Origin of the sequence: Streptomyces sp. NPDC021356 (assembly GCF_040641015.1) — a bacterium.
In the GTDB taxonomy this organism is placed as follows: domain Bacteria; phylum Actinomycetota; class Actinomycetes; order Streptomycetales; family Streptomycetaceae; genus Streptomyces.
This window is the reverse complement of sequence record NZ_JBFACU010000006.1, coordinates 132,591-151,581: the sequence shown is the minus strand read 5'-3', so window position 1 is coordinate 151,581 and position 18,991 is coordinate 132,591. Positions and strand designations below refer to the sequence as shown.

Sequence of the window (18,991 nt, the reverse complement as noted above, 5' to 3'; positions counted from 1 at the left end):
GCGGGCACCGCTTGTGCCGCCGGAGCTTCCGTCCGGGCCTACCGTACCCGGCTAGTTCTGTGGGACCCGGCCAAGCCCGTCACCCGATACAGGACCGGTATCGCACTGTGCACCGTTGTGAAGGTGCCGTGACGGATGTCACCTCTTGGAGTTGATGACCGCCTGCATGACGCTCTTCGCGATGGGGGCCGCGAGGCCGCCGCCGGAGATTTCCTCGCGGTTGGCCTGCTCGTCCTCGACGACCGCGGCGACCGCGACCGGTGAGCTGCCGTCGCTCGTCTTGGCGTAGGAGATGAACCACGCGTACGGCTTCTCGCTGTTGTCGACGCCGTGCTGGGCGGTACCGGTCTTGCCGCCGACGGTGACGCCGCTGATCTGGGCGTTCTTGCCGGTGCCCTCCTTGACGACCGTCTCCATCATCGACTGGAGGATCTGGGCGTTCTTCGAGGACAGCGGCCGGCTCAGCTCCTCCGGCTGGGTCTGCTCCAGGGTGTCGAGGTTCGGCGACTGGAGCTTGTCGACCATGTACGGCTTCATCAGCTTGCCGTCGTTGGCGACCGCCGAGACGACCATGGCCATCTGGAGCGGGGTCGCCGCGGTGTTGAACTGGCCGATGGAGGACTGCGCGACCTGCGAGGGCTCCATGTTGTCGGAGAAGACGGAGGCGTTGGCGCGCACGGGGGTGAACTGCTCGCTGGTGAAGCCGAACTTCTTGGCCTCCTCCAGCATCTTCTTGTTGCCCAGGTCAGCGCCGATCTTGCCGAAGACGGTGTTGCAGGACCAGCGCAGCGCCACCCGCATGGTGGCGTTCTTGCAGGGGATGTGGCCCTCGTTGGGCAGTGGGGTACTGGTGTGCGGCATGATCCACGGGTCCGGCGATTCGGTGGGCTCGTCGGCCGAGGTGTACTTGCCGTTCTCCAGTGCCGCGGCGGCGGTCACGACCTTGAAGGTCGAGCCCGGCGGGTAGGTCTCGCGCAGCGCCCGGTTCAGGGTCGGGTCGTTCGGGTCGTTCTCCTTGAGGAGCTTGTTGCGGGCCTTGCCGTCCGCCGCGGAGGTGCCGGCGAAGGAGCCGGGGTCGTACGACGGGTAGGAGGCCAGCGCGAGGATCTTGCCGGTGGACGGTTCGAGCGCTACGACGGCGCCCTTGCCGCGGCTCTTGAGCCCGTTGAACGCGGCCTTCTGGGCCGCCGCGTTGAGCGTGGTGACCACGTTGCCGCCCTGCTTCGGCTTGCCCGTGATCATGTCCAGGGTGTTGCGGAAGAAGAGCCGGTCGTCGTTGCCGGTGAGGATCTTGTCGTCCAGGTTCTCCAGCTGCGTGGTGCCGAAGGCCTGCGAGGCGAAACCGGTGACGGGCGCCCACATGGGGCCGTCCTTGTAGGTCCGCTTGTACTTCAGGTCGTCGAGCGCGTTGGTCTTGGTCTCCACGGACCCGGTGATCGGGGAGCCGCCGACGATGATGTCGCCGCGCGGGGTGGAGTAGCGGGCGATGGTGACGCGGCGGTTGTTGTCGTCGTTCTTCAGGGCGTCGGCCTTGGCGTACTGGAGCCAGTTGTCGCGGATGAGCAGCGTGAGGACCAGCAGGCCGCAGAAGATCGCGATCCGGCGCAGGGGCTTGTTCACGGGCGGACCACCTGGGTCATCTCGGCGTCGGGGTTCGAGGCGGGCGCGGGCGCCGGGCGGCGCGCGGTGTCGCTGATCCTGATCAGGATGCCGATCAGGGCCCAGTTGGCGATGACGGAGGAACCGCCGTACGCCAGGAACGGCATCGTCATACCGGTCAGCGGGATCAGGCCCATCACACCGCCGGACACCACGAAGACCTGGAGCGCGAAGGCGCCGGACAGGCCGACGGCGAGCAGTTTGCCGAAGGGGTCGCGGGCGGCGAGTGCGGTGCGGATGCCGCGCTCCACGATCAGGCCGTAGAGCAGGAGGATCGCCATCAGGCCGGCCAGGCCCAGCTCCTCGCCGAAGGTGGCGAGGACGAAGTCGGAGTTGGCGGCGAACCGGATGAGGTCGGAGTGGCCCTGGCCGAGGCCGGAGCCGAGGGTGCCGCCGGAGCCGAACGCCCACAGTGCCTGCTGGAGCTGTTCGGAGTGGCCCTGCACGCCCTTGTGGCTGAGGAGGTACTCGTGCATCGGGTCCAGCCAGGCCTGCACGCGCTGGTGCACGTGCGGTTCGACGCTGGCCACGCCGAAGGCGCCGACCGCCGACATCAGCAGACCGAAGACGATCCAGCTGGTCCGCTCGGTGGCGACGTACAGCATGATGACGAACATTCCGAAGAACAGCAGCGACGTGCCGAGGTCGGTCTCGAAGACCAGGATGAGGATCGAGATGACCCAGACGACCAGGATCGGTCCGAGGTCGCGGCCGCGCGGCAGGTACAGGCCCATGAAGCGGCGGCTGGCCAGGGCGAGTGCGTCCCGCTTCACCATCAGGTAGCCGGCGAAGAAGACCGCGAGGACGATCTTGGCGAACTCGCCGGGCTGGATCGAGAAGCCGCCGACGTGGATCCAGATCTTGGCGCCGTAGACGGGCAGGCCGAGGCCGGGGACCAGGGGCAGCAGCAGCAGGACCAGCGCGCCGACCATCGAGATGTAGGTGTAGCGCTGCAGGACGCGGTGGTCCTTGAGGAAGATCAGGACGACGGCGAAGAGCGCGATGCCCATCGCCGTGTACAGCAGCTGCGTGGGTGCCTTGTCACCGGCCTGCTTGATGTACTGGAGCAGTTTCGACTGGTCCAGCCGCCAGATGATGACCAGTCCGAGGCCGTTGAGCAGGGTGGCCAGCGGGAGCAGCAGTGGGTCGGCGTAGGGGGCGAACTTGCGGACGACGAGGTGGGCGACGCCCGCCATCAGACCCAGGCCCAGGCCGTAGCTCAGCAGGCCCGCGGGCACCTGGTTGTTGATGGCCAGGCCCACGTTGGCGTAGGCGAACACCGGGATGGCGACCGCGAAGACCAGCAGTGCCAGTTCGGTGTTGCGGCGGCTCGGCGCTCCGATGGCGCCGATCGTGGACGTGTGGTGCGTGGGCGAGTTGGTAGTACTGCTCATCGTGTGACAGGGCCTCTCACGGCTTGCCTACTGCTTACCGCACAGCGAGACGACCTTCTGCTCTTCCTCCGAGAGAGTGGGGCCGGGGCTGGATGTGGACGCGGTCGCGGTCGCGGACGTGGACGGAGACTTGGACGACGGGGACGAGAGTGTCTTGGACGTCGTCTTCGACGTCGACGAGTTCGGGGCCGACGGGTTCGACGTCGTCTTGGACGTGTAGGAGGCGGGGGTGGTTCCCGTGGTGCCGCCGTTCCTGCCCTTGCCCGTCTTGCCCTGGTCCGGTTTGTCCTGGTCCGTCTTGGCGCCGTTCTTCGCCTCGGCGGCGCGGCGCTCGGACTCCTTGCGGCACGCGGAGGCCTGCACCGACAGTTCGTCGACCTTCTTCTGCGCCTCCGGCAGGCCGCCCTCGGCGATCGTCGCCTTGACCTGCTTCTGCTGGTAGGGCGGCAGGTACTTGAGTTCGATCTCCGGGTGGTCCTTCTCCACCTTGGACAGCTTCACCCAGGCCAGGTCCTGGCTGATGCCGCGGTAGAGGGCGACGTGCTCCTCGTTGGTGCCGACGTAGTACTGGGTCTGGGTCCAGCGGTAGCCGCCGTAGAGGCCGCCGCCGATGACGGCGAGCGCGAGGACGCTGTACAGGGAGACCTTCAGCCACCCGCGGCCCCTGCGCGGCTTGACGAAGTCGTCGTCGCCGTAGCCCAGGCCGTCGGTGGAGATGAAGCCGGTGGTGTCGCCGGATCCGGGCGGTCCGAACTCGCCGCCCCCGCTGCCCTGCCCGGGGACCTGGCGGCCGAGGCCTGAGGCGCGGCCGGCCGGGGTCTGCATGATGCCGTTGTCGTGCAGGTGGTGCTGGTTCTCGGCGACCGCGCCGACCACGACCGGGGTGTCGGAGAGCTGGGCGGCGAGGGTGTCGCCGGTGTCGAGGTCGAGGACGTCGGCGACGATGACGGTGATGTTGTCGGGGCCGCCGCCGCGCAGCGCGAGCTGGATCAGTTCCTGCACGGTCTCCTGCGGGCCCTGGTAGCTGGCGAGGGTCTCCTCCATCGTCTGGTGGGAGACGACGCCGGAGAGGCCGTCGGAGCAGATCAGGTACCGGTCGCCGGCCCGCACCTCGCGGATGGACAGGTCGGGTTCGACGTGCTCGCTGCTGCCGAGGGCGCGCATCAGGAGGGCGCGCTGCGGGTGGGTGGTGGCTTCTTCCTCGGTGATGCGTCCCTCGTCGACGAGGCGCTGCACCCAGGTGTGGTCCTGGGTGATCTGGGTGAGGACGCCGTCGCGCAGCAGGTAGGCGCGCGAGTCGCCGACGTGTACGAGGCCGAGGCGCTGGCCGGTCCACAGCAGGGCGGTGAGCGTGGTGCCCATGCCTTCGAGCTGGGGGTCCTCCTCGACCATGGCGCGCAGCTGGTCGTTGGCGCGCTGCACGGCCGTGGCGAGCGAGGTGAGGATGTCGGAGCCGGGGACGTCGTCGTCGAGGGCGACGATGGTGGAGATCACCTCGGAGGAGGCGACCTCGCCGGCGGCCTGGCCGCCCATGCCGTCGGCGATCGCGAGGAGGCGGGGGCCGGCGTAACCGGAGTCCTCGTTGCCCTCGCGGATCATGCCCTTGTGCGATCCGGCGGCGAAGCGCAGTGACAGACTCATGCGCACCTCGCCCGTCGGCTCCGGGTACAGCCGATCGTGTCGAGCCACACTGCCCACCCTCCGGTCGGGAGCGCGCCGCGGCCCTGGGTGCAGGCCGCCGCTGCGTGCTCGCTCCGCTCGCTCATGTTCGTACTACTTCCGCAGCTCGATGACGGTCTTGCCGATGCGGATCGGCGCGCCCAGCGGGATCGGTGTGGGGGTCGTCAGCCGGGACCGGTCCAGGTAGGTGCCGTTGGTGGATCCGAGGTCCTCGACGATCCACTGGCCGCCCTGGTCCGGGTAGATCCTGGCATGGCGGCTGGAGGCGTAGTCGTCGTCCAGCACGATCGTGGAGTCGTGCGCGCGGCCCAGGGTGATCGTCTGGCCCTGCAGCGCGACGGTGGTGCCGGTGAGGGTGCCTTCGGTCACCACCAGCTTTGCGGGGGCGTTGCGGCGCCGGCCGCTGCCCTGCTGGCCGCGCTGCGGCGGCGGCGCGGCGGCGGTCTGGCGTGCCGCTTGCCGGCCTGCCTGTCGCCCGGTCTGCTGGGGCCGTGCGGCCTCCCGGCGGGACCCCCGCTGGGTGACGCGCGTACCGAACAGGTCGCTGCGGATGACCTGCACGGCCACGATCACGAACAGCCACAGTACGGCCAGGAAACCCAGCCGCATGACCGTGAGGGTCAGCTCTGACATTGCCCCCGGTTCACCCTTCGGCTTGCCTATAGATAACGGTGGTGCTGCCCACGACGATCCGCGAGCCGTCGCGGAGCGTAGCGCGGGTGGTGTGCTGCCCGTCCACCACGATGCCGTTGGTGGACCCGAGATCCGCGATCGTCGAGGGCGTTCCGGTCCGGATCTCACAGTGCCGGCGGGAGACGCCGGGGTCGTCGATCCGCACGTCGGCCTCGGTGCTGCGGCCCAGCACCAGCGTCGGGCGGGAGATCTGGTGGCGGGTGCCGTTGATCTCGATCCAGTAGCGGGTGCGGCCGCCGGCGGCCGGGGCCTGCGGGGGCCGGGCGGCGGCGGGCGGCGGGTAGCCGTACCCGCCGGGCGGCGGCGTGGCGGGCATGGGGGGTGCTGCCGCGGGCGGCGCGGCGGGCGGATAGCCGTAGCCGCCCTGGGCGCCGGGGCGGCCGGGCGCGGCGGACGGGCCGGGCGGGGACGCCTGGGGCGGGGACTGGGGGGCCTGCTGGCTGCTGGTGGAGGCGAGCGTGCGGCTGCGCACCCGGTACAGACCGGTGTCGAGGTCGTCCGCCTTCTCCAGGTGGACCTTGATCGGTCCCATGAAGGTGTAGCGCTGCTGCTTGGCGTAGTCGCGCACCATGCCGGCCAGCTCGTCGCCGAGCTGTCCGGAGTAGGGGCTGAGCCGCTCGTAGTCGGGCGCGCTCAGTTCCACGATGAAGTCGTTGGGTACGACCGTGCGGTCGCGGTTCCAGATCGTCGCGTTGTTGTCGCACTCGCGCTGGAGCGCACCCGCGATCTCCACGGGCTGGACCTCGGACTTGAAGACCTTTGCGAAGGTGCCGTTGACCAGACCTTCGAGGCGCTGCTCGAACTTCTTCAGGACTCCCATGGGGCACCTCCTCCGTCGTGGCCGTCGTTTCGGGTCTTGCCGGTGTTGCCGATGTTGCGGGTCTTGCCGTCGTGCTGATGCGTTCTGCTTGCCTGGTACTGCTTACTGATCGTATCCACGCGCCGGTAAATCGGCTGGTTCCCCCTGTCGGCCTCGTCGACGGGTCGTCGGCGTCTGCTGCCTCGGCGGCTGGTAGCGCTGAGTACTGCTCCGTACTCCTCCGTACTTGTGCCGTACTCCTGCCGTACTTCTGCCCAGGATCGTAGAGGCGGCCACGGACCAGTGTCCCGCACCCGGCGGCGGACCCGCCCCGGCTCCTGGGGAGACGGGCCGGACCGGTACGAGGTTGATACGTGAACAGGCACGGGTTGATACGTGAGCGGCGGGCGGCCGGGCCGGCGGGGCCGCGGGGCCGGGGCGGGCAGGTCGGGCCGGACAGGGGCGGAGGGCCCCGGGCCTGGGCACCTGCCCCGGGAAAGGGGTGTGAATCCACCCTGCGCGGCGTGCTAATGTTCTGCATGTCGGAAGGCGCCGGGCCCGAAAGGGAGCGGAGCCGGAGGACACACCCAATGCGCGGGTGGCGGAATAGGCAGACGCGCTGGATTCAGGTTCCAGTGCCCGCAAGGGCGTGGGGGTTCAACTCCCCCCTCGCGCACAGCTGAAAGCCCCGCAGGTCTCTGACCTGCGGGGCTTTCGCGTTCCCCCGGTCGGCGCCTACTCGGCCTGCTCATGTCACGTACTGCGACCGCCGGCCTTGTGAGGAAGGTCTCAGGAGGGGCAGGTCACTCGGCGCGCCACAGGGCGGGGACGTTGGGCGGCTCCCAGCCCGCCATCGAGGTGTGGGCCTGGACACAGGTGTAGCCGGCGCCGTTGTACGTCACCCGGTCGCCCGCCGTGTAGGAGTGCCCGGGGGCCCAGGTGCCGCCCGGCGGGTCGGTCGGCGGGTCGGTGGGGCCACCGGGTCCGGGTGTCCCGTCGACGTTCAGCACGAAGTCGAACGTGCCCTCCCTGCCGTTGCCGGCGCCGCGCACGTTCATCAGCAGCGCGGGGTCGAAGAGGGTGTCCGTGTTGTTGCGTGGCTCACCCGGGAAGTACAGCTGGGTCGTGAGCACCGGCTGACCCGGCGCCTGCGCCTTGACGTGGATGTGCCGGGTGCGGCCCGGGTAGAGCCCCGGGACGATCGTGGTGAGGGAGAAGGCTCCCTTGGCGTCCGTGAACTGGTGGCCGCGCAGGGTGAAGCCGGCCATGTCGTAGTTCCCGGCGTCGTCCGCCTGCCAGAAGTCCAGGAGGACCCCGGGGAGCGGGACGCAGTTGCGGCCGAAGACGTAGCCGCTGACGGTCAGCGGGGTGCCGTTGGTGCCCGAGGTCACCAGGTTCGTGCGCAACGGGGAGTTCGGCTTGAAGTAGGGGCCCTCGATCTGGTCGTGGGTCGGGCCGTCGCCGTCGCCGCAGGTGGGGGTCGCGGACAGGGAGCTCCCCCGGCCGGCGGAGTCCCGGGCGAGGGCCACCGTGCCCGTGAGCAGCGGGATGGCGGCACCGGCGGCGACGGCCGCCTTCAGCAGGCTCTTGCGGCTGATCACGCGGTCGGCCGCGGGGCCGGGGCCGGGCCGGGGACTGGGGCCGGGGCCGTCCGGAGCGGTTGGTGTCATGGCGGGTTCCTCGGTCTCCTCGGTGGGGGAAGAAGGACGGGACGTGCATGACAGGAGCGCGCCCGCCGCGCGGGGCAGGCTGTGTCTTGTCGGGCGGACGCGCTCCGTTGGTGATCGCGGACGATCGCGGACGACTGTAATCGCGCTGGTGGCGGGTGGAGGAGATACCGGTCGGCCCTCTGCACGGCGTTATGCAGCGTGGTGGGAGGGGGCGGTGGGGGGCGGTCGCGCGGGCGCGGGGGCGAGGTTGTGGTGTGCGGTGGGGTGGATGAGGTGTGCGGTGGGGGCTTCGGTGCGGGTGCCGGGGGCTTCGGTGTGGTGGCTGCGGGGGGCGCGGGTGGGTGGGGCGGGGGTTCGGTCTGGGGGGTACGGGTGGGAAGGGGGGTTCGGTCTGAGGTGTACGGGTGGGGTGAGGGTCCGGGCCGGGTGTGCGGGTGGGGTGGGGTTCTGTCTGCGTGCAGCGGTGGGCCGGGGTTCTGTCTGCGTGCAGGGGTGGTGCGGGCCGCTTCGCTGTAGCGTCGGGGCGCGCCGCGTGGGCGGGCAGGGCAGCAACGGGAGCGGGAGGGGCGGTTCTTGATGACCGAGGGCAGTGGGGCCGGGGCGGGATCGGGTACGGCGGCGGCCGGAAGCGACGAGGGCCAAAGCGGGGGCGATCCCGGGAGCGGGGCGGCTGCGGGGCGGGTGCCGGGGGTGCCCGGGTTCGCGCGGTGGCCCGCCGGCGGGTCGCCCAAGGCGGAGGGCAAGGCACTGCGCCGGCGCGTCGCACGGGCCGCGCACGCCGTGTTCGAGGCGGACGCGGGCCGGCCGGACGCCGTCACGGCCGTCGAGGAGTCCAACCATGGGCGGATACCCGACCTGATACCGATCAGGGTGGGCAGGATGGCGGCCACGCCGTTCGCCTTCCTGCGCGGCGCGGCCGGCCTCATGGCCTACGACCTCGCACGCACCCCCATGACCGGTGTCGCCGCCCAGATCTGCGGCGACGCCCACGCGGCCAACTTCGGTCTGTACGGCGACGCCCGCGGCGGCCTCGTCATCGACCTGAACGACTTCGACGAGACCGTGCGCGGTCCCTGGGAGTGGGACGTCAAGCGGCTCGCCGCCTCCCTGGTGCTCGCGGGCCGCGAGGCGGGCTGCGACGAGGACAGCTGCCGCGAGGCGGCCCAGGACGCGGTGGGAGCCTACCGGCGCACGATGCGCCTGCTGGCCCGGCTCCCGGTCCTGGACGCCTGGAACGCCATCGCCGACGAGGAACTCGTCTCCCACTCCGACGCCCACGACCTGCTCGGCACCCTGGAACGGGTCTCGGAGAAGGCGCGGGCCAACACCAGCGGGCGGTTCGCGGCCAAGTCGACCGAGCGGGCGGAGGACGGCGGGCGGCGCTTCGTGGACGCCCCGCCGGTGCTGCGGCGGGTGCCGGACGCGGAGGCCGCGGCGGTGGCGGCGTCGTTGGAGCAGTACCTGGCCACCCTCCCCGAGGACCGTCTTCCGCTGCTGGCCCGGCACGCGGTGCACGACGTCGCGTTCCGGGTGGTCGGCACGGGCAGTGTGGGCACGCGGTCGTACGTGGTGCTGCTGCTGGACCACCGCGGTGAGCCGCTGGTGCTCCAGGTGAAGGAGGCCCGGCCGTCGGCGCTGCTGCCGCACCTGCCGGAGGCTTCCGGGGCCGGAGAGGCCGGCTCTGCCGAGGTGGTCCACGAGGGCCGGCGCGTGGTGCTCGGGCAGAAGCGGATGCAGGTGGTCAGCGACATCTTGCTGGGCTGGACCACCGTCGACGGGCGGCCCTTCCAGGTACGGCAGTTCCGCAACCGCAAGGGCAGCGTCGACCCGGCGGCGCTGCCCGCCGACCAGATCGACGACTACGGCCGGATGACCGGCGCGCTGCTGGCGCGCGCCCACGCTCACAGCGCCGATCCGCGGCTGATCGCCGGCTACTGCGGCAAGAACCAGGAACTGGACGAGGCGATCGGCGCGTTCGCCGTCGCCTACGCGGACCGCACCGAGGCGGACCACGCGGACCTGGTCGCGGCGGTCCGCACGGGGCGGGTCGCGGCGGAGATGGGCGTCTAGGGCCGAGGCGGAGATGGGCGTCCAGGGCCGAGGCGGAGATGGGCGTCCAGGGCCGAGGTGGAGATAGGCGTCCAGGGCCGAGGTGGACCGGGCGCGAGGCCGGGGACCCGAGGGGGAGGGGGCTCGGTCTCGGTCTCGGTCTCGGGCTTGGGCTTGGTCTTGGTCGGTGGGCGGCGCGGGGGTGCCTCGCGTGTGGGGCCGTGGGGGTGCCTCTCGGACGGGGCCGTGGGGTCTCGGGCGGGGAGGCCGACGCGGGCATCGGGGTCTCGGGCGGGGAGGGCGGGCGTCCGCGTGGCCTACGCTGGTCGGGTGACGACTCCGGAAGCTGAGCAGGGTGGCGTCGCCGGAGCGGACCGGGCGACGTCCGAGAACGCTGCCGCGCGGCCCGAAGAGCGGTTGGAGCGGGCCGTCAGGGCCGCCGAGCAGGCGCTCATCGAGTTCGAGATCGCGGTGGAGACCTTCCGGGTGGAGATCGAGAACTTCTCCCGGCTGCACCACCAGCGGCTCGGCCCGCTCTACGCCCGCCTGGAGGAGCTGGAGGCGCAGATCGCCGAGGCGCGCGCCGCCCGCAGCGGCGATCCCGAGGACCTGCGCAAGGCCCAGGAGGCGCGGGCCCGGCTGGCGCCGATCCCCGGTGTGGAGGACCTGCTGCACGGCTGGATGGACGGGGACGGCCTGTTCCCGGAGGCCGTGGCGATGCTCACCGACCAGCCCGTGCGGCCCCCGCAGCGGGTGCGGCCCAGCGAGGAGGCCCGCGGTCTCTACCGTGACCTGGTGCGCAAGGCCCACCCCGACCTGGCCCAGGAGGAAGGCGAGCGGCAGCGGCGCGAGGAGTTCCTCACCCGGGTCAACGCCGCCTACGCCCGGGGCGACGAGAAGGAGCTGCGCGAGCTGGCCGAGGAGTGGGCCGCCGGGCCGGCCCCCGCCGAGCAGGAGCCGAGCCGCGCCGAGGAGCTGTACGCCCGCCTGGAGTGGCTCGCCCAGCGCAAGGAGATGCTCGCGCTCTTCGCCAAGGAACTGGAGGACAGCGCGATCGCCGCGATGCTCAGGCTCGCTCCGGACGACCCCGACGGCCTGCTCGACGAGATCGCCGGGCAACTGCGCGACGACGTGGCGGAACGCGAGTCGCAGCTCGCGCGGTTCCAGGACGGGACCGACTCCTGACCGGAAGCGGCCGGGTCCCCGTGCGCGGCGATCGCTGAACCGGGCGCGTCGGGTAGCGTCGGACCCATGGGTTTCGGAGCTGGTGTACCGACGGTCGAGGTCAAGGACCTCAAGGACGGCGACTTCCTGCTGGACGTCCGCGAGGACGACGAGTGGCAGGCGGGGCATGCCGAGGGGGCCCTGCACATCCCCATCAGCGACTTCGTCGCCCGCTACGGTGAACTCACCGAGGCGGCGCCGCAGGACGGGCGGGTCCACGTGATCTGCCGTTCCGGCGGCCGTTCGGCACAGGTCACGATGTACCTGGTGCAGCAGGGCATCGACGCGGTGAACGTCGACGGCGGCATGCAGGTCTGGGCCGCCTCCGGCCGCGCCGTGGTGACCGATGGCGGCGGCTCGGGCCACGTCCTCTGACGCAACGGGGCCCTGACAGAGCAGGACTCCGGCTGGGCGGGCCCTGACAGAGCAGGTTCCTGGCAGGCAGGGTCCTGACAGAGTAGGGCCCTGACAGGGCAGGCTCCTGGCGGAGCAGGACTTCGGTGGAGACGTGCGCCGGCGTAGGAGGGTGCTGCGTCTTCGTCTCCGGTGGGCGGGGCCCGTCGGCGCCCCGCCTTCTGACAGGGCGGGCGCGCCGTGCCGCCGACGGGGCCGCTGAGGCGGCCCCGCCGGTGCCGTGCCGCTCGGCGGGGCCGCGGTGGTCAGCGGTCGAAGTCCAGCTCCACCTGTTCCGTCGCCGGGTGCGACTGGCACGCCAGGACGTATCCCGCGTCCGTCTCCTCCGGCTCCAGCGCGAAGTTGCGGTCCATGCGTACCTCGCCCGCGACCAGGAAGGCCCGGCACGTTCCGCACACGCCGCCCTTGCAGGCGTACGGAGCGTCGGGCCGGTTGCGCAGGACCGTCTCCAGCAGGGTCTCCCCCTCCTGGACCGGCCAGGTCCCGCCGCGGCCGTCGAGCCGCACGGTGACCGTGCTGTGCGCGGGCGCCGTCGCCGGTGCCGCAGGGCCGGACCCCGTACCGGCGTCCACGTGGAAGATCTCCTCGTGGACCCTGGCCCGGGGCACCCCCAGGCCGCGCAGGGCCCGCTCGGCGCCCTGCACCAGCCCGTACGGCCCGCACAGGAACCAGCCGGCCACGTCGGGCAGCGGCAGCAACGCGGGCAGCAGCGCCGTGAGCCGCTCCTGGTCGAGCCGTCCGGAGGGCAGTCCCGCCTGCTGCTCCTCCCGGGAGAGCACCGTCACCAGTTGCAGCCGCGCGGGATAGCGGTCCTTCAGGTCGGCGACCTCCTCCAGGAACATCGTCGACGCGGTCGTCCGGTCGCTGCGTATCAGGCAGAACCGGGCGGCGGGTTCGCGGGCCAGCAACGTCGAGGCGATGGACAGCACGGGTGTGATGCCGCTGCCCCCGACGACCGCCGCGTACAGCCCGGGCGCGGGCTCCAGCGTGAACCGGCCCGCCGGGGTCATCACCTCCAGCTCGTCACCGAGGCCGATCTCTTTGAGGGCGTACGTCGAGAAGGCCCCGCCCTCCACCAGCCGCACGCCGACCCGCAGGGTCCGCGGTCCCTCGTCGCCGGGGGCGGGCGCCGGTGAGCAGATCGAGTACGTCCGCCGTACGTCGACCCCGTCGGCGCCCTCGGCCGCCCGGCGCAGGGCGAGGTGCTGGCCCGGCGCGTGCCGGTACTCCTCGCGCAGCTCGGGCGGTACCGCGAAGGTGAGGGCCACGGAGTCGTCGGTGAGCCGGTCGACCGCCGTGACGGGCAAGGGGTGGAAGCGGGCCATCACACCTCCTTGAAGTGGTCGAACGGTTCCCGGCAGGCCAGACAGCGGCGCAGCGCCTTGCACGCGGTGGAGGAGAACCGGCTGAGCAGCTCGGTGTCGGCGGAGCCGCAGTGGGGGCAGTGGACGGGCTCGGGTGGAGCGGTGTCCTCGGCGGGTGTCTGGTTCGTGGATGCGTTGTCCGCCGGTGTTCCGTCCGGCGGTGTGCGGTCCGCCGGGGCTCGGTCCGTGCGGGTGCGGGTCGGGCCGAGTGCCAGCGGGACGGGGGCCGAGGGCGACGTGCTCACGCGCGGGGGCGCTATGCCGAACTCACGGAGCTTGCGCCGTCCTTCGGCGGAGATGTCGTCCGTGGACCAGGCAGGGGAGAGCACCGTGCGGACGGCGACCTCGCGCATGCCGTGGCCGCGCAGCACCCGCTCGATGTCCAGCGACATGGCCTCGATCGCCGGGCAGCCGGTGTAGGTGGGGGTCAGTTCGACCTCCACGGCGTCCGTACCGCGCACGTGCACCGCCCGGACCACGCCCAGTTCCTCCAGGGTCAGCACGGGCAGCTCGGGGTCGGGGACCGAGCCGGCCAGACGCAGCAGTTCGGCTTCGAGCCCGGCTTCGAACGGGGTCGTCGTGGTCACCATGTCGCCCCCGGATGACTGCGGTGCAGGTGCTGCATCTCGGCGAGCATCCGCCCGAACGGCTCGGTGTGCAGGCCCTGTCGGCCCGCGCCCGCGGACCACGCCCCGGTCCTCGGGCCCTCGGGCAGCGTCAGCGTGGCCCGCTCCAGCACATCGGTGACGGATTCCAGCCAGGCTGCCTCCAGGCCGGTCCAGTCGACGTCCAGGCCCGGCACCGGTTGGAACATCTCGCCGGTGAACCGCCACAGCGCGGTGAGGGCGCGCCGCATGCGTTCGTGGCTGACGTCGGTGCCGTCACCGAGGCGCAGCGTCCACTGCTCGGCGTGGTCGCGGTGGTAGGCGACCTCCTTGACGGCCTTCCCGGCGAGCGGCGCGAACGCGCCTTCCCCCTCGGCCAGGCGGCCGTACAGCAGGTGCTGGTAGGTGGAGAAGAACAACTGGCGGACGATCGTGTGCGCGAAGTCGCCGCCGGGCTGCTCGACGAGCTGGAGGTTGGTGAAGGCGCGCTCCTCGCGCAGATACGCCAGCTCGTCCTCGTCGCCGACCAGGGACAGCAGCACGCGGGCCTGGCCCAGCAGGTCGAGGGCGATGTTGGCGAGGGCGACCTCCTCCTCCAGGACGGGCGCGCTCCCCACCCATTCCCCCAGGCGGTGGGAGAGCACCAGGGCGTCGTCGCCCAGGGCCAGGGCGGCGGTGGCGGGGACGGTGGCAGGGGCGGCCGTGGCGGTGGGGGCGACCGCGGAGTTGGCGGGGGCGGTGGGCGTCACAGGTGCTTCACCCCTTCCGGGATCTCGTAGAAGGTCGGGTGCCGGTAGGGCTTGTCGGCGGCCGGCTCGAAGAACGGGTCCTTCTCGTCCGGCGAGGAGGCGGTGATCGCCGCCGAGGGGACGACCCAGATCGAGACGCCCTCGCCGCGCCGGGTGTACAGGTCCCGGGCGTTGCGCAGGGCCAGTTCCGCGTCCGGGGCGTGCAGGCTGCCGGCGTGGGTGTGGGACAGTCCGCGCCGCGAGCGCACGAAGACCTCCCACAGGGGCCAGTCGGTGTTCGTCATGCCTGCTCCGCTTCCGTCGTGCCGGCGTGCTTGGCCGCGTGGGCCGCGGCCGCCTCCCGTACCCAGGCGCCCTCGTCGTGGGCCCGTCGGCGCTGGGTGATGCGCTGGTCGTTGCACGGGCCGTTGCCCTTGAGGACGTCCCAGAACTCGGTCCAGTCGATGGTGCCGAAGTCGTAGTGGTCCCGTTCCTCGTTCCACTTCAGGTCCGGGTCAGGCAGCGTGAGGCCGAGCGACTCGGCCTGGGGGACGCAGATGTCGACGAAACGCTGGCGCAGCTCGTCGTTCGAATGGCGTTTGATCTTCCATTCCATCGACTGCGCGGAGTGCTGGGAGGCGTCGTCGGGCGGTCCGAACATCATCAGCGACGGCCACCACCAGCGGTCCACGGCGTCCTGTGCCATCGCGTGCTGTTCGGGCGTGCCCCGGCTCAGGGTGAGCAGCAGCTCGTACCCCTGGCGCTGGTGGAACGACTCCTCCTTGCAGATGCGGACCATCGCGCGGGCGTAGGGGCCGTAGGAGCAGCGGCACAGCGGGACCTGGTTGGTGATCGCCGCGCCGTCCACCAGCCAGCCGATGGCGCCCACGTCCGCCCAGGTGAGGGTGGGGTAGTTGAAGATCGAGGAGTACTTCTGGCGTCCGCTGTGCAGTTTGTCGAGCAGTTCTTCGCGGCTGGTGCCCAGGGTTTCGGCCGCGCTGTAGAGGTAGAGGCCGTGACCGGCCTCGTCCTGGACCTTGGCCAGGAGGATGGCCTTGCGGCGCAGGGACGGCGCCCGCGTGATCCAGTTGGCTTCGGGCTGCATGCCGATGATCTCGGAATGGGCGTGCTGCGCGATCTGCCGGACCAGGGACGCCCGGTAGGCGTCGGGCATCCAGTCCCGCGGCTCGATGCGCTCGTCTGCGGCCAGTGTCGCGTCGAACGCGCGCTCACGGGTGTCGGCTCCCGCGGCGGCGTCCGGCGCGTCGCACGCCGGGGCGCCGGCCGTCTGCTCTGCGGCTGCTGTCGCCATGCGGTCCCCCTCGACCTTCGGCTGCTCCGTACTTCGGACTTCGTACTCCGGGTCCGGACTCCGTACTCCGTGGACTCCGCACTCTCCCGACCGATCGTTCGGTTCGGTCGAATTCCATGGTGCGGCCCGCCGCCGTAGGGTGTCAACCGCTGTGGACAACCGTGGACGCCTCCTGTGGACAGGGCGGACGTGCCGTGGGCGGCGCGCCGCCTCGGGGGCCATGCGGGCGAAGGGCCGTAGAGCGGTACGAAAAGCGGTACGAAAAGCGGTACGAAAAGCGGTACGAAAAGCGGTACGAGAGCGGATCACGGCCGCGCGGGCGCGGGACCGGGGCTGTGCCGCGCGGGCGGCCCTGAGTACCGTTCCGTGCGGCGCCCGGGAGTGGGCGACGCGGGCGCGGCGCTGCGACGGCGTCCGGAGTCCTCCGGGCGGCCTGGCGGCCGCAGGGCCGGGACGCGGACCGGAATCGGGAAACGGGGCGGAATGAAAGCGTATGACGGGGATGTGAACGCCCCGGACGGGGCGTCGGACGGGCCGGGCCGTACGTCCACCGGGCCCGCCGCGCAGACCGAACCTGTCACGGACGCCGAGGCTGCCGCGCCGACCGGGACCACCGCGCCGACCGGGACCACCGCGCCGACCGGGTCTCTGGCATCGGCCGAATCCACCGCGGCGGACCCCTCGGCTTGCATCGCTCCCTCTTCCTCTCCTGCTCTCTCCTCGCTCTCGCCCTCGCCCTCGCCCTCGCCCTCTCCGGGCGTCCGTCCGGGGATCGTCGTCGCCGGGCTGTCCCCGCGCTACGGGATCTGTGCGGTCCTGGCGCTGGCGGTCGTCGCGGTGGTCGCCTGTGTGCACGTCGGAATGGTGTTCCTGCACGTCGCGCCGTCGAACACGCTGACGAAACAGCACGGCCGAGCCATCGACGAATGGATCTACCCGGAGTTCGAGCAGAACTGGAAGCTGTTCGCGCCGAACCCGTTGCAGCAGAACATCGCCGTCCAGGTGCGGGCCGAGACCCGCAGGACGGACGGCGGCGACCGCACCACCGGCTGGTACGACCTGTCCGCGCAGGACGGCCGGGCCATCGACGGCAATCTGCTGCCCAGCCACACGCAACAGAACGAGCTGCGGCGCGGCTTCGACTTCTACGCCTCCTCGCACGACCGGCAGAACCGCCCCCTGGGTTTGCGCGGCACGCTGTCGCAGGAGTACCTGCGCCGCATCGTCGTCCTGCGCCTGGACCGTGACCACGTGGCCGGCCCGGGCGACGTCGTCGAACGCGTCCAGGTCCGCATCCGCACCGCCGCCGTTCCGCCGCCCGCGTGGAGCGGGGAGAAGGTGTCGGACGCGGCCTCGTACCGCATGCTGCCCTGGTGGTCCGTCCCGGCCGGCGAGGCCCGGGGAGGTGTGAAGTGACCGGTCTTTCGCTCGGCGTCTCCCGGGGGATCGCCCGGGTCACCGAAGCGGCCCTGGGGCCCTGCCAGGCGGCCGTGATACGCATCGGCTTCTCCGGTACCTGGCTGCTGTTCCTGCTGCGCGAGCTGCCGCACCGGCAGGAGATGTACGGTCCCGACGGTCCGTGGAACTGGGACCTCGCCCGGCAGCTGACCGACGACAACGGCGCCTTCACGGCCCTGATGTGGTTCCGGGGCCAGTTCTGGTTCGAGACCGTCTACTTCCTCGCCGTGCTGTCCAGCCTGCTGCTGCTGCTGGGCTGGCGCACCCGCACGACGTCCGTGCTCTTCATGCTCGGCGTGCTCTCGCTGCAGAACCGCAGCATCTTCATGGGCGACGGCGGGGACAACGTCCTGCATCTGATGGCGCTGTACCTGGTCTTCACCCGGTGCGGCCGGGTGTGGTCGCTGGACGCGCGCCGGGCCGTGCGGGCGCGGGCGGCACGCGCGCGTGGGGAGCGGGTGCCCGACCGGGTCGGGCCCGTGCTGTGGAGCGTGCTCGGGGCGGCCCTGATCGCGGTCACCTTCGCGGGCCGCACGCAGGGCGAGTGGCTGGTCGCCGCCCTGCTGTGGTGCGTGTGGGCGGCCCAGGGGGTGTACTGGCTGGTCGGGCGGCGGGCGCGGTCGGCCGAGCCCAGGGTCCTGCTGGACGTCGTCGGCAACATCGTGCACAACGCCGCCCTGGCCGTGATCATGGCCGAGGCGTGTCTGATCTACGCGACGGCCGGCTGGTACAAGATCCAGGGGTCGCGGTGGCAGGACGGCACCGCCGTCTACTACCCGCTCCACCTGGACTACTTCTCGCCGTGGCCGGCGCTGGCCGATCTGCTGTCCTCCAGCGGGACGATGATGATGCTCGTCACCTACGGCACGGTGATCGTGCAGGTCGCCTTCCCGTTCACGCTGTTCCACCGGCGGGTGAAGAACGTCCTGCTCGTGGCCATGATGACCGAGCACGCCGTGATCGCCGTCGTGCTGGGGCTGCCGTTCTTCTCCCTGGCGGTGATCGCGGCGGACGCGGTGTTCCTGCCGACGCCGTTCCTGCGCGGGCTGGGGCGCGCGGCGGCACGCGCGCGTGCCCGGCTGCCGCGGCGCGCGGGCCGCCCCCTGCCCGAGCAGCCGCGCTCCCCGGAGGAGAGCGAACCCGCCCGCGTAGGCTTCCCCGCATGAACGACCCCGTGGGCACCTGGCGCCGACTCGCCGGCGGTGCCGTGCTGCTCGACGGTTTCCACGCCCTCAAGCACGCGCTGCGCTTCGGTGCCGAGGTGCCGGTGGCGGTCGCCGCCGACCGGGAGGCGGCGCTCGCCCTCGCCGACGAGCTGGCCCCGGACGTCCGGGACGCCCTGGACGCCCTGCTGGTGGAGGTGGGGCGCGAGACGTACGCGTCGCTCGTGCCGCGTCCGCATCCCACGGCCGTGGCCGCGCTGGCCGTACGGCCCTCCCGCGAGGCCGGACTGCGGGCGCTGGCGCACATGCCCCGCAGCGCGCCCGTCGTCGTACTGGACGAGCCGCGCAACCTGGGCAACGCGGGCGCGGTGATCCGGCTGGCGGCCGGTTTCGGGGCGACCGGGGTGGTCACCACGGGCACGCTGGACCCGTGGCACCCGACGGTGGTGCGCGGCGGGGCCGGGCTGCACTTCGCGACCGTCGTGGAGCGGCTGAGCGTGCGGACGCTCCCGCGCGGGCCGCTGTTCGCGCTCGATCCGGAGGGCGAGGACATCCGCGGGCTGAAGCTGCCCGACGACGCCGTCCTCGCCTTCGGCTCCGAGCGCAGCGGGCTGAGCGCCGAGCTGCGCGAGCGCGCCGACCACCTGGTGGCGCTGCCGATGCGCCCCCAGGTCTCCAGCTACAACCTCGCCACCAGTGTGGCGATGACGCTGTACCACTGGAGCGCCGGCGGGGGCGCACCCGCGCGTTGCGGGGCCTGAGGCCCGTCCCCGTGAGGA

General features: G+C 71.9%; 17 protein-coding genes and 1 tRNA gene. 7 read left to right on the top strand and 11 right to left on the bottom strand.

Annotation, left to right across the window (positions count from 1 at the left end; all coding sequences use genetic code 11):
• Positions 1-138: 138 nt before the first annotated feature.
• The 5 genes from AB0G56_RS10010 to AB0G56_RS09990 all read right to left on the bottom strand — a co-directional run bounded on the left by AB0G56_RS10010 (position 139) and on the right by AB0G56_RS09990 (position 6,246).
• On the bottom strand, positions 139-1,620 hold the full coding sequence (locus AB0G56_RS10010; RefSeq protein WP_360966415.1) for a penicillin-binding protein 2: 1,482 nt from the start codon (positions 1,618-1,620) through the stop codon (positions 139-141).
• Positions 1,617-3,053, bottom strand: coding sequence for an FtsW/RodA/SpoVE family cell cycle protein (locus AB0G56_RS10005; protein ID WP_360966412.1), 1,437 nt, complete (start codon positions 3,051-3,053; stop codon positions 1,617-1,619). Before AB0G56_RS10005 ends, AB0G56_RS10010 begins: the two co-directional genes overlap by 4 nt.
• 27 nt (positions 3,054-3,080) lie before the next feature.
• The gene (locus AB0G56_RS10000) at positions 3,081-4,694 is read right to left on the bottom strand and encodes a Stp1/IreP family PP2C-type Ser/Thr phosphatase (protein ID WP_360966409.1); all 1,614 of its coding nucleotides are present in this window, start codon (positions 4,692-4,694) and stop codon (positions 3,081-3,083) included.
• Between the two features lie 132 nt (positions 4,695-4,826).
• Complete coding sequence (locus AB0G56_RS09995) at positions 4,827-5,366, bottom strand: FHA domain-containing protein (protein WP_360966406.1); 540 nt, start codon at positions 5,364-5,366, stop codon at positions 4,827-4,829.
• A 10-nt stretch (positions 5,367-5,376) separates the two neighbouring features.
• Entirely contained in the window at positions 5,377-6,246 is an 870-nt protein-coding gene (locus tag AB0G56_RS09990; RefSeq protein ID WP_360966403.1) for a DUF3662 and FHA domain-containing protein, read from the bottom strand.
• A 571-nt stretch (positions 6,247-6,817) separates the two neighbouring features.
• Here AB0G56_RS09990 and AB0G56_RS09985 point away from each other — a divergent pair.
• Positions 6,818-6,901: transfer RNA gene (locus AB0G56_RS09985), tRNA-Leu, on the top strand.
• A 127-nt stretch (positions 6,902-7,028) separates the two neighbouring features.
• Here AB0G56_RS09985 and AB0G56_RS09980 read toward each other — a convergent pair.
• Positions 7,029-7,895, bottom strand: coding sequence for a carbohydrate-binding protein (locus tag AB0G56_RS09980; RefSeq protein ID WP_360966400.1), 867 nt, complete (start codon positions 7,893-7,895; stop codon positions 7,029-7,031).
• Positions 7,896-8,471: 576 nt separating this feature from the next.
• Here AB0G56_RS09980 and AB0G56_RS09975 point away from each other — a divergent pair.
• From AB0G56_RS09975 to AB0G56_RS09965, 3 genes are all read left to right on the top strand, one after another.
• Positions 8,472-9,965, top strand: coding sequence for a DUF2252 domain-containing protein (locus AB0G56_RS09975; protein ID WP_360966397.1), 1,494 nt, complete (start codon positions 8,472-8,474; stop codon positions 9,963-9,965).
• A gap of 309 nt (positions 9,966-10,274) precedes the next feature.
• On the top strand, positions 10,275-11,129 hold the full coding sequence (locus tag AB0G56_RS09970) for a hypothetical protein (protein WP_360966394.1): 855 nt from the start codon (positions 10,275-10,277) through the stop codon (positions 11,127-11,129).
• A gap of 66 nt (positions 11,130-11,195) precedes the next feature.
• Complete coding sequence (locus AB0G56_RS09965; protein ID WP_360966391.1) at positions 11,196-11,543, top strand: rhodanese-like domain-containing protein; 348 nt, start codon at positions 11,196-11,198, stop codon at positions 11,541-11,543.
• Positions 11,544-11,827: 284 nt separating this feature from the next.
• On the opposite strand, the gene AB0G56_RS09960 is transcribed toward AB0G56_RS09965, so the two are convergent.
• From AB0G56_RS09960 to paaA, 5 genes are read right to left on the bottom strand one after another with little or no spacing between them, the layout of a single operon-like run.
• A complete protein-coding gene (locus AB0G56_RS09960) occupies positions 11,828-12,907 on the bottom strand; it encodes a 2Fe-2S iron-sulfur cluster-binding protein (protein WP_360966389.1) in 1,080 nt (359 codons plus the stop codon).
• On the bottom strand, positions 12,907-13,536 hold the full coding sequence (gene paaD / locus AB0G56_RS09955) for a 1,2-phenylacetyl-CoA epoxidase subunit PaaD (RefSeq protein WP_360966386.1): 630 nt from the start codon (positions 13,534-13,536) through the stop codon (positions 12,907-12,909). Before paaD ends, AB0G56_RS09960 begins: the two co-directional genes overlap by 1 nt.
• Complete coding sequence (gene paaC / locus AB0G56_RS09950) at positions 13,530-14,300, bottom strand: 1,2-phenylacetyl-CoA epoxidase subunit PaaC (RefSeq protein WP_360966383.1); 771 nt, start codon at positions 14,298-14,300, stop codon at positions 13,530-13,532. The genes paaD and paaC overlap by 7 nt, the downstream gene beginning before the upstream one ends.
• Positions 14,297-14,584 carry a 1,2-phenylacetyl-CoA epoxidase subunit PaaB gene (gene paaB / locus AB0G56_RS09945; protein ID WP_037614825.1) on the bottom strand — a complete coding sequence of 96 codons (288 nt, stop codon included), beginning with the start codon at positions 14,582-14,584 and terminating at the stop codon, positions 14,297-14,299. Before paaB ends, paaC begins: the two co-directional genes overlap by 4 nt.
• On the bottom strand, positions 14,581-15,591 hold the full coding sequence (gene paaA, locus AB0G56_RS09940) for a 1,2-phenylacetyl-CoA epoxidase subunit PaaA (protein WP_360966380.1): 1,011 nt from the start codon (positions 15,589-15,591) through the stop codon (positions 14,581-14,583). Before paaA ends, paaB begins: the two co-directional genes overlap by 4 nt.
• Before the next feature lie 483 nt (positions 15,592-16,074).
• On the opposite strand from paaA, the gene AB0G56_RS09935 reads away from it, so the two are divergent.
• Genes AB0G56_RS09935 through AB0G56_RS09925 form a run of 3 tightly spaced genes read left to right on the top strand, consistent with a single transcriptional unit; the run spans position 16,075 to position 18,973 of the window.
• A complete protein-coding gene (locus AB0G56_RS09935) occupies positions 16,075-17,007 on the top strand; it encodes a DUF5819 family protein (RefSeq protein WP_360966377.1) in 933 nt (310 codons plus the stop codon).
• Entirely contained in the window at positions 17,004-18,215 is a 1,212-nt protein-coding gene (locus AB0G56_RS09930) for an HTTM domain-containing protein (protein WP_360966374.1), read from the top strand. The genes AB0G56_RS09935 and AB0G56_RS09930 overlap by 4 nt, the downstream gene beginning before the upstream one ends.
• Positions 18,212-18,973: a TrmH family RNA methyltransferase gene (locus AB0G56_RS09925; protein ID WP_360966372.1), complete on the top strand. Its 762-nt coding sequence runs from the start codon at positions 18,212-18,214 to the stop codon at positions 18,971-18,973. The genes AB0G56_RS09930 and AB0G56_RS09925 overlap by 4 nt, the downstream gene beginning before the upstream one ends.
• The last annotated feature ends 18 nt before the right edge of the window (positions 18,974-18,991 follow it).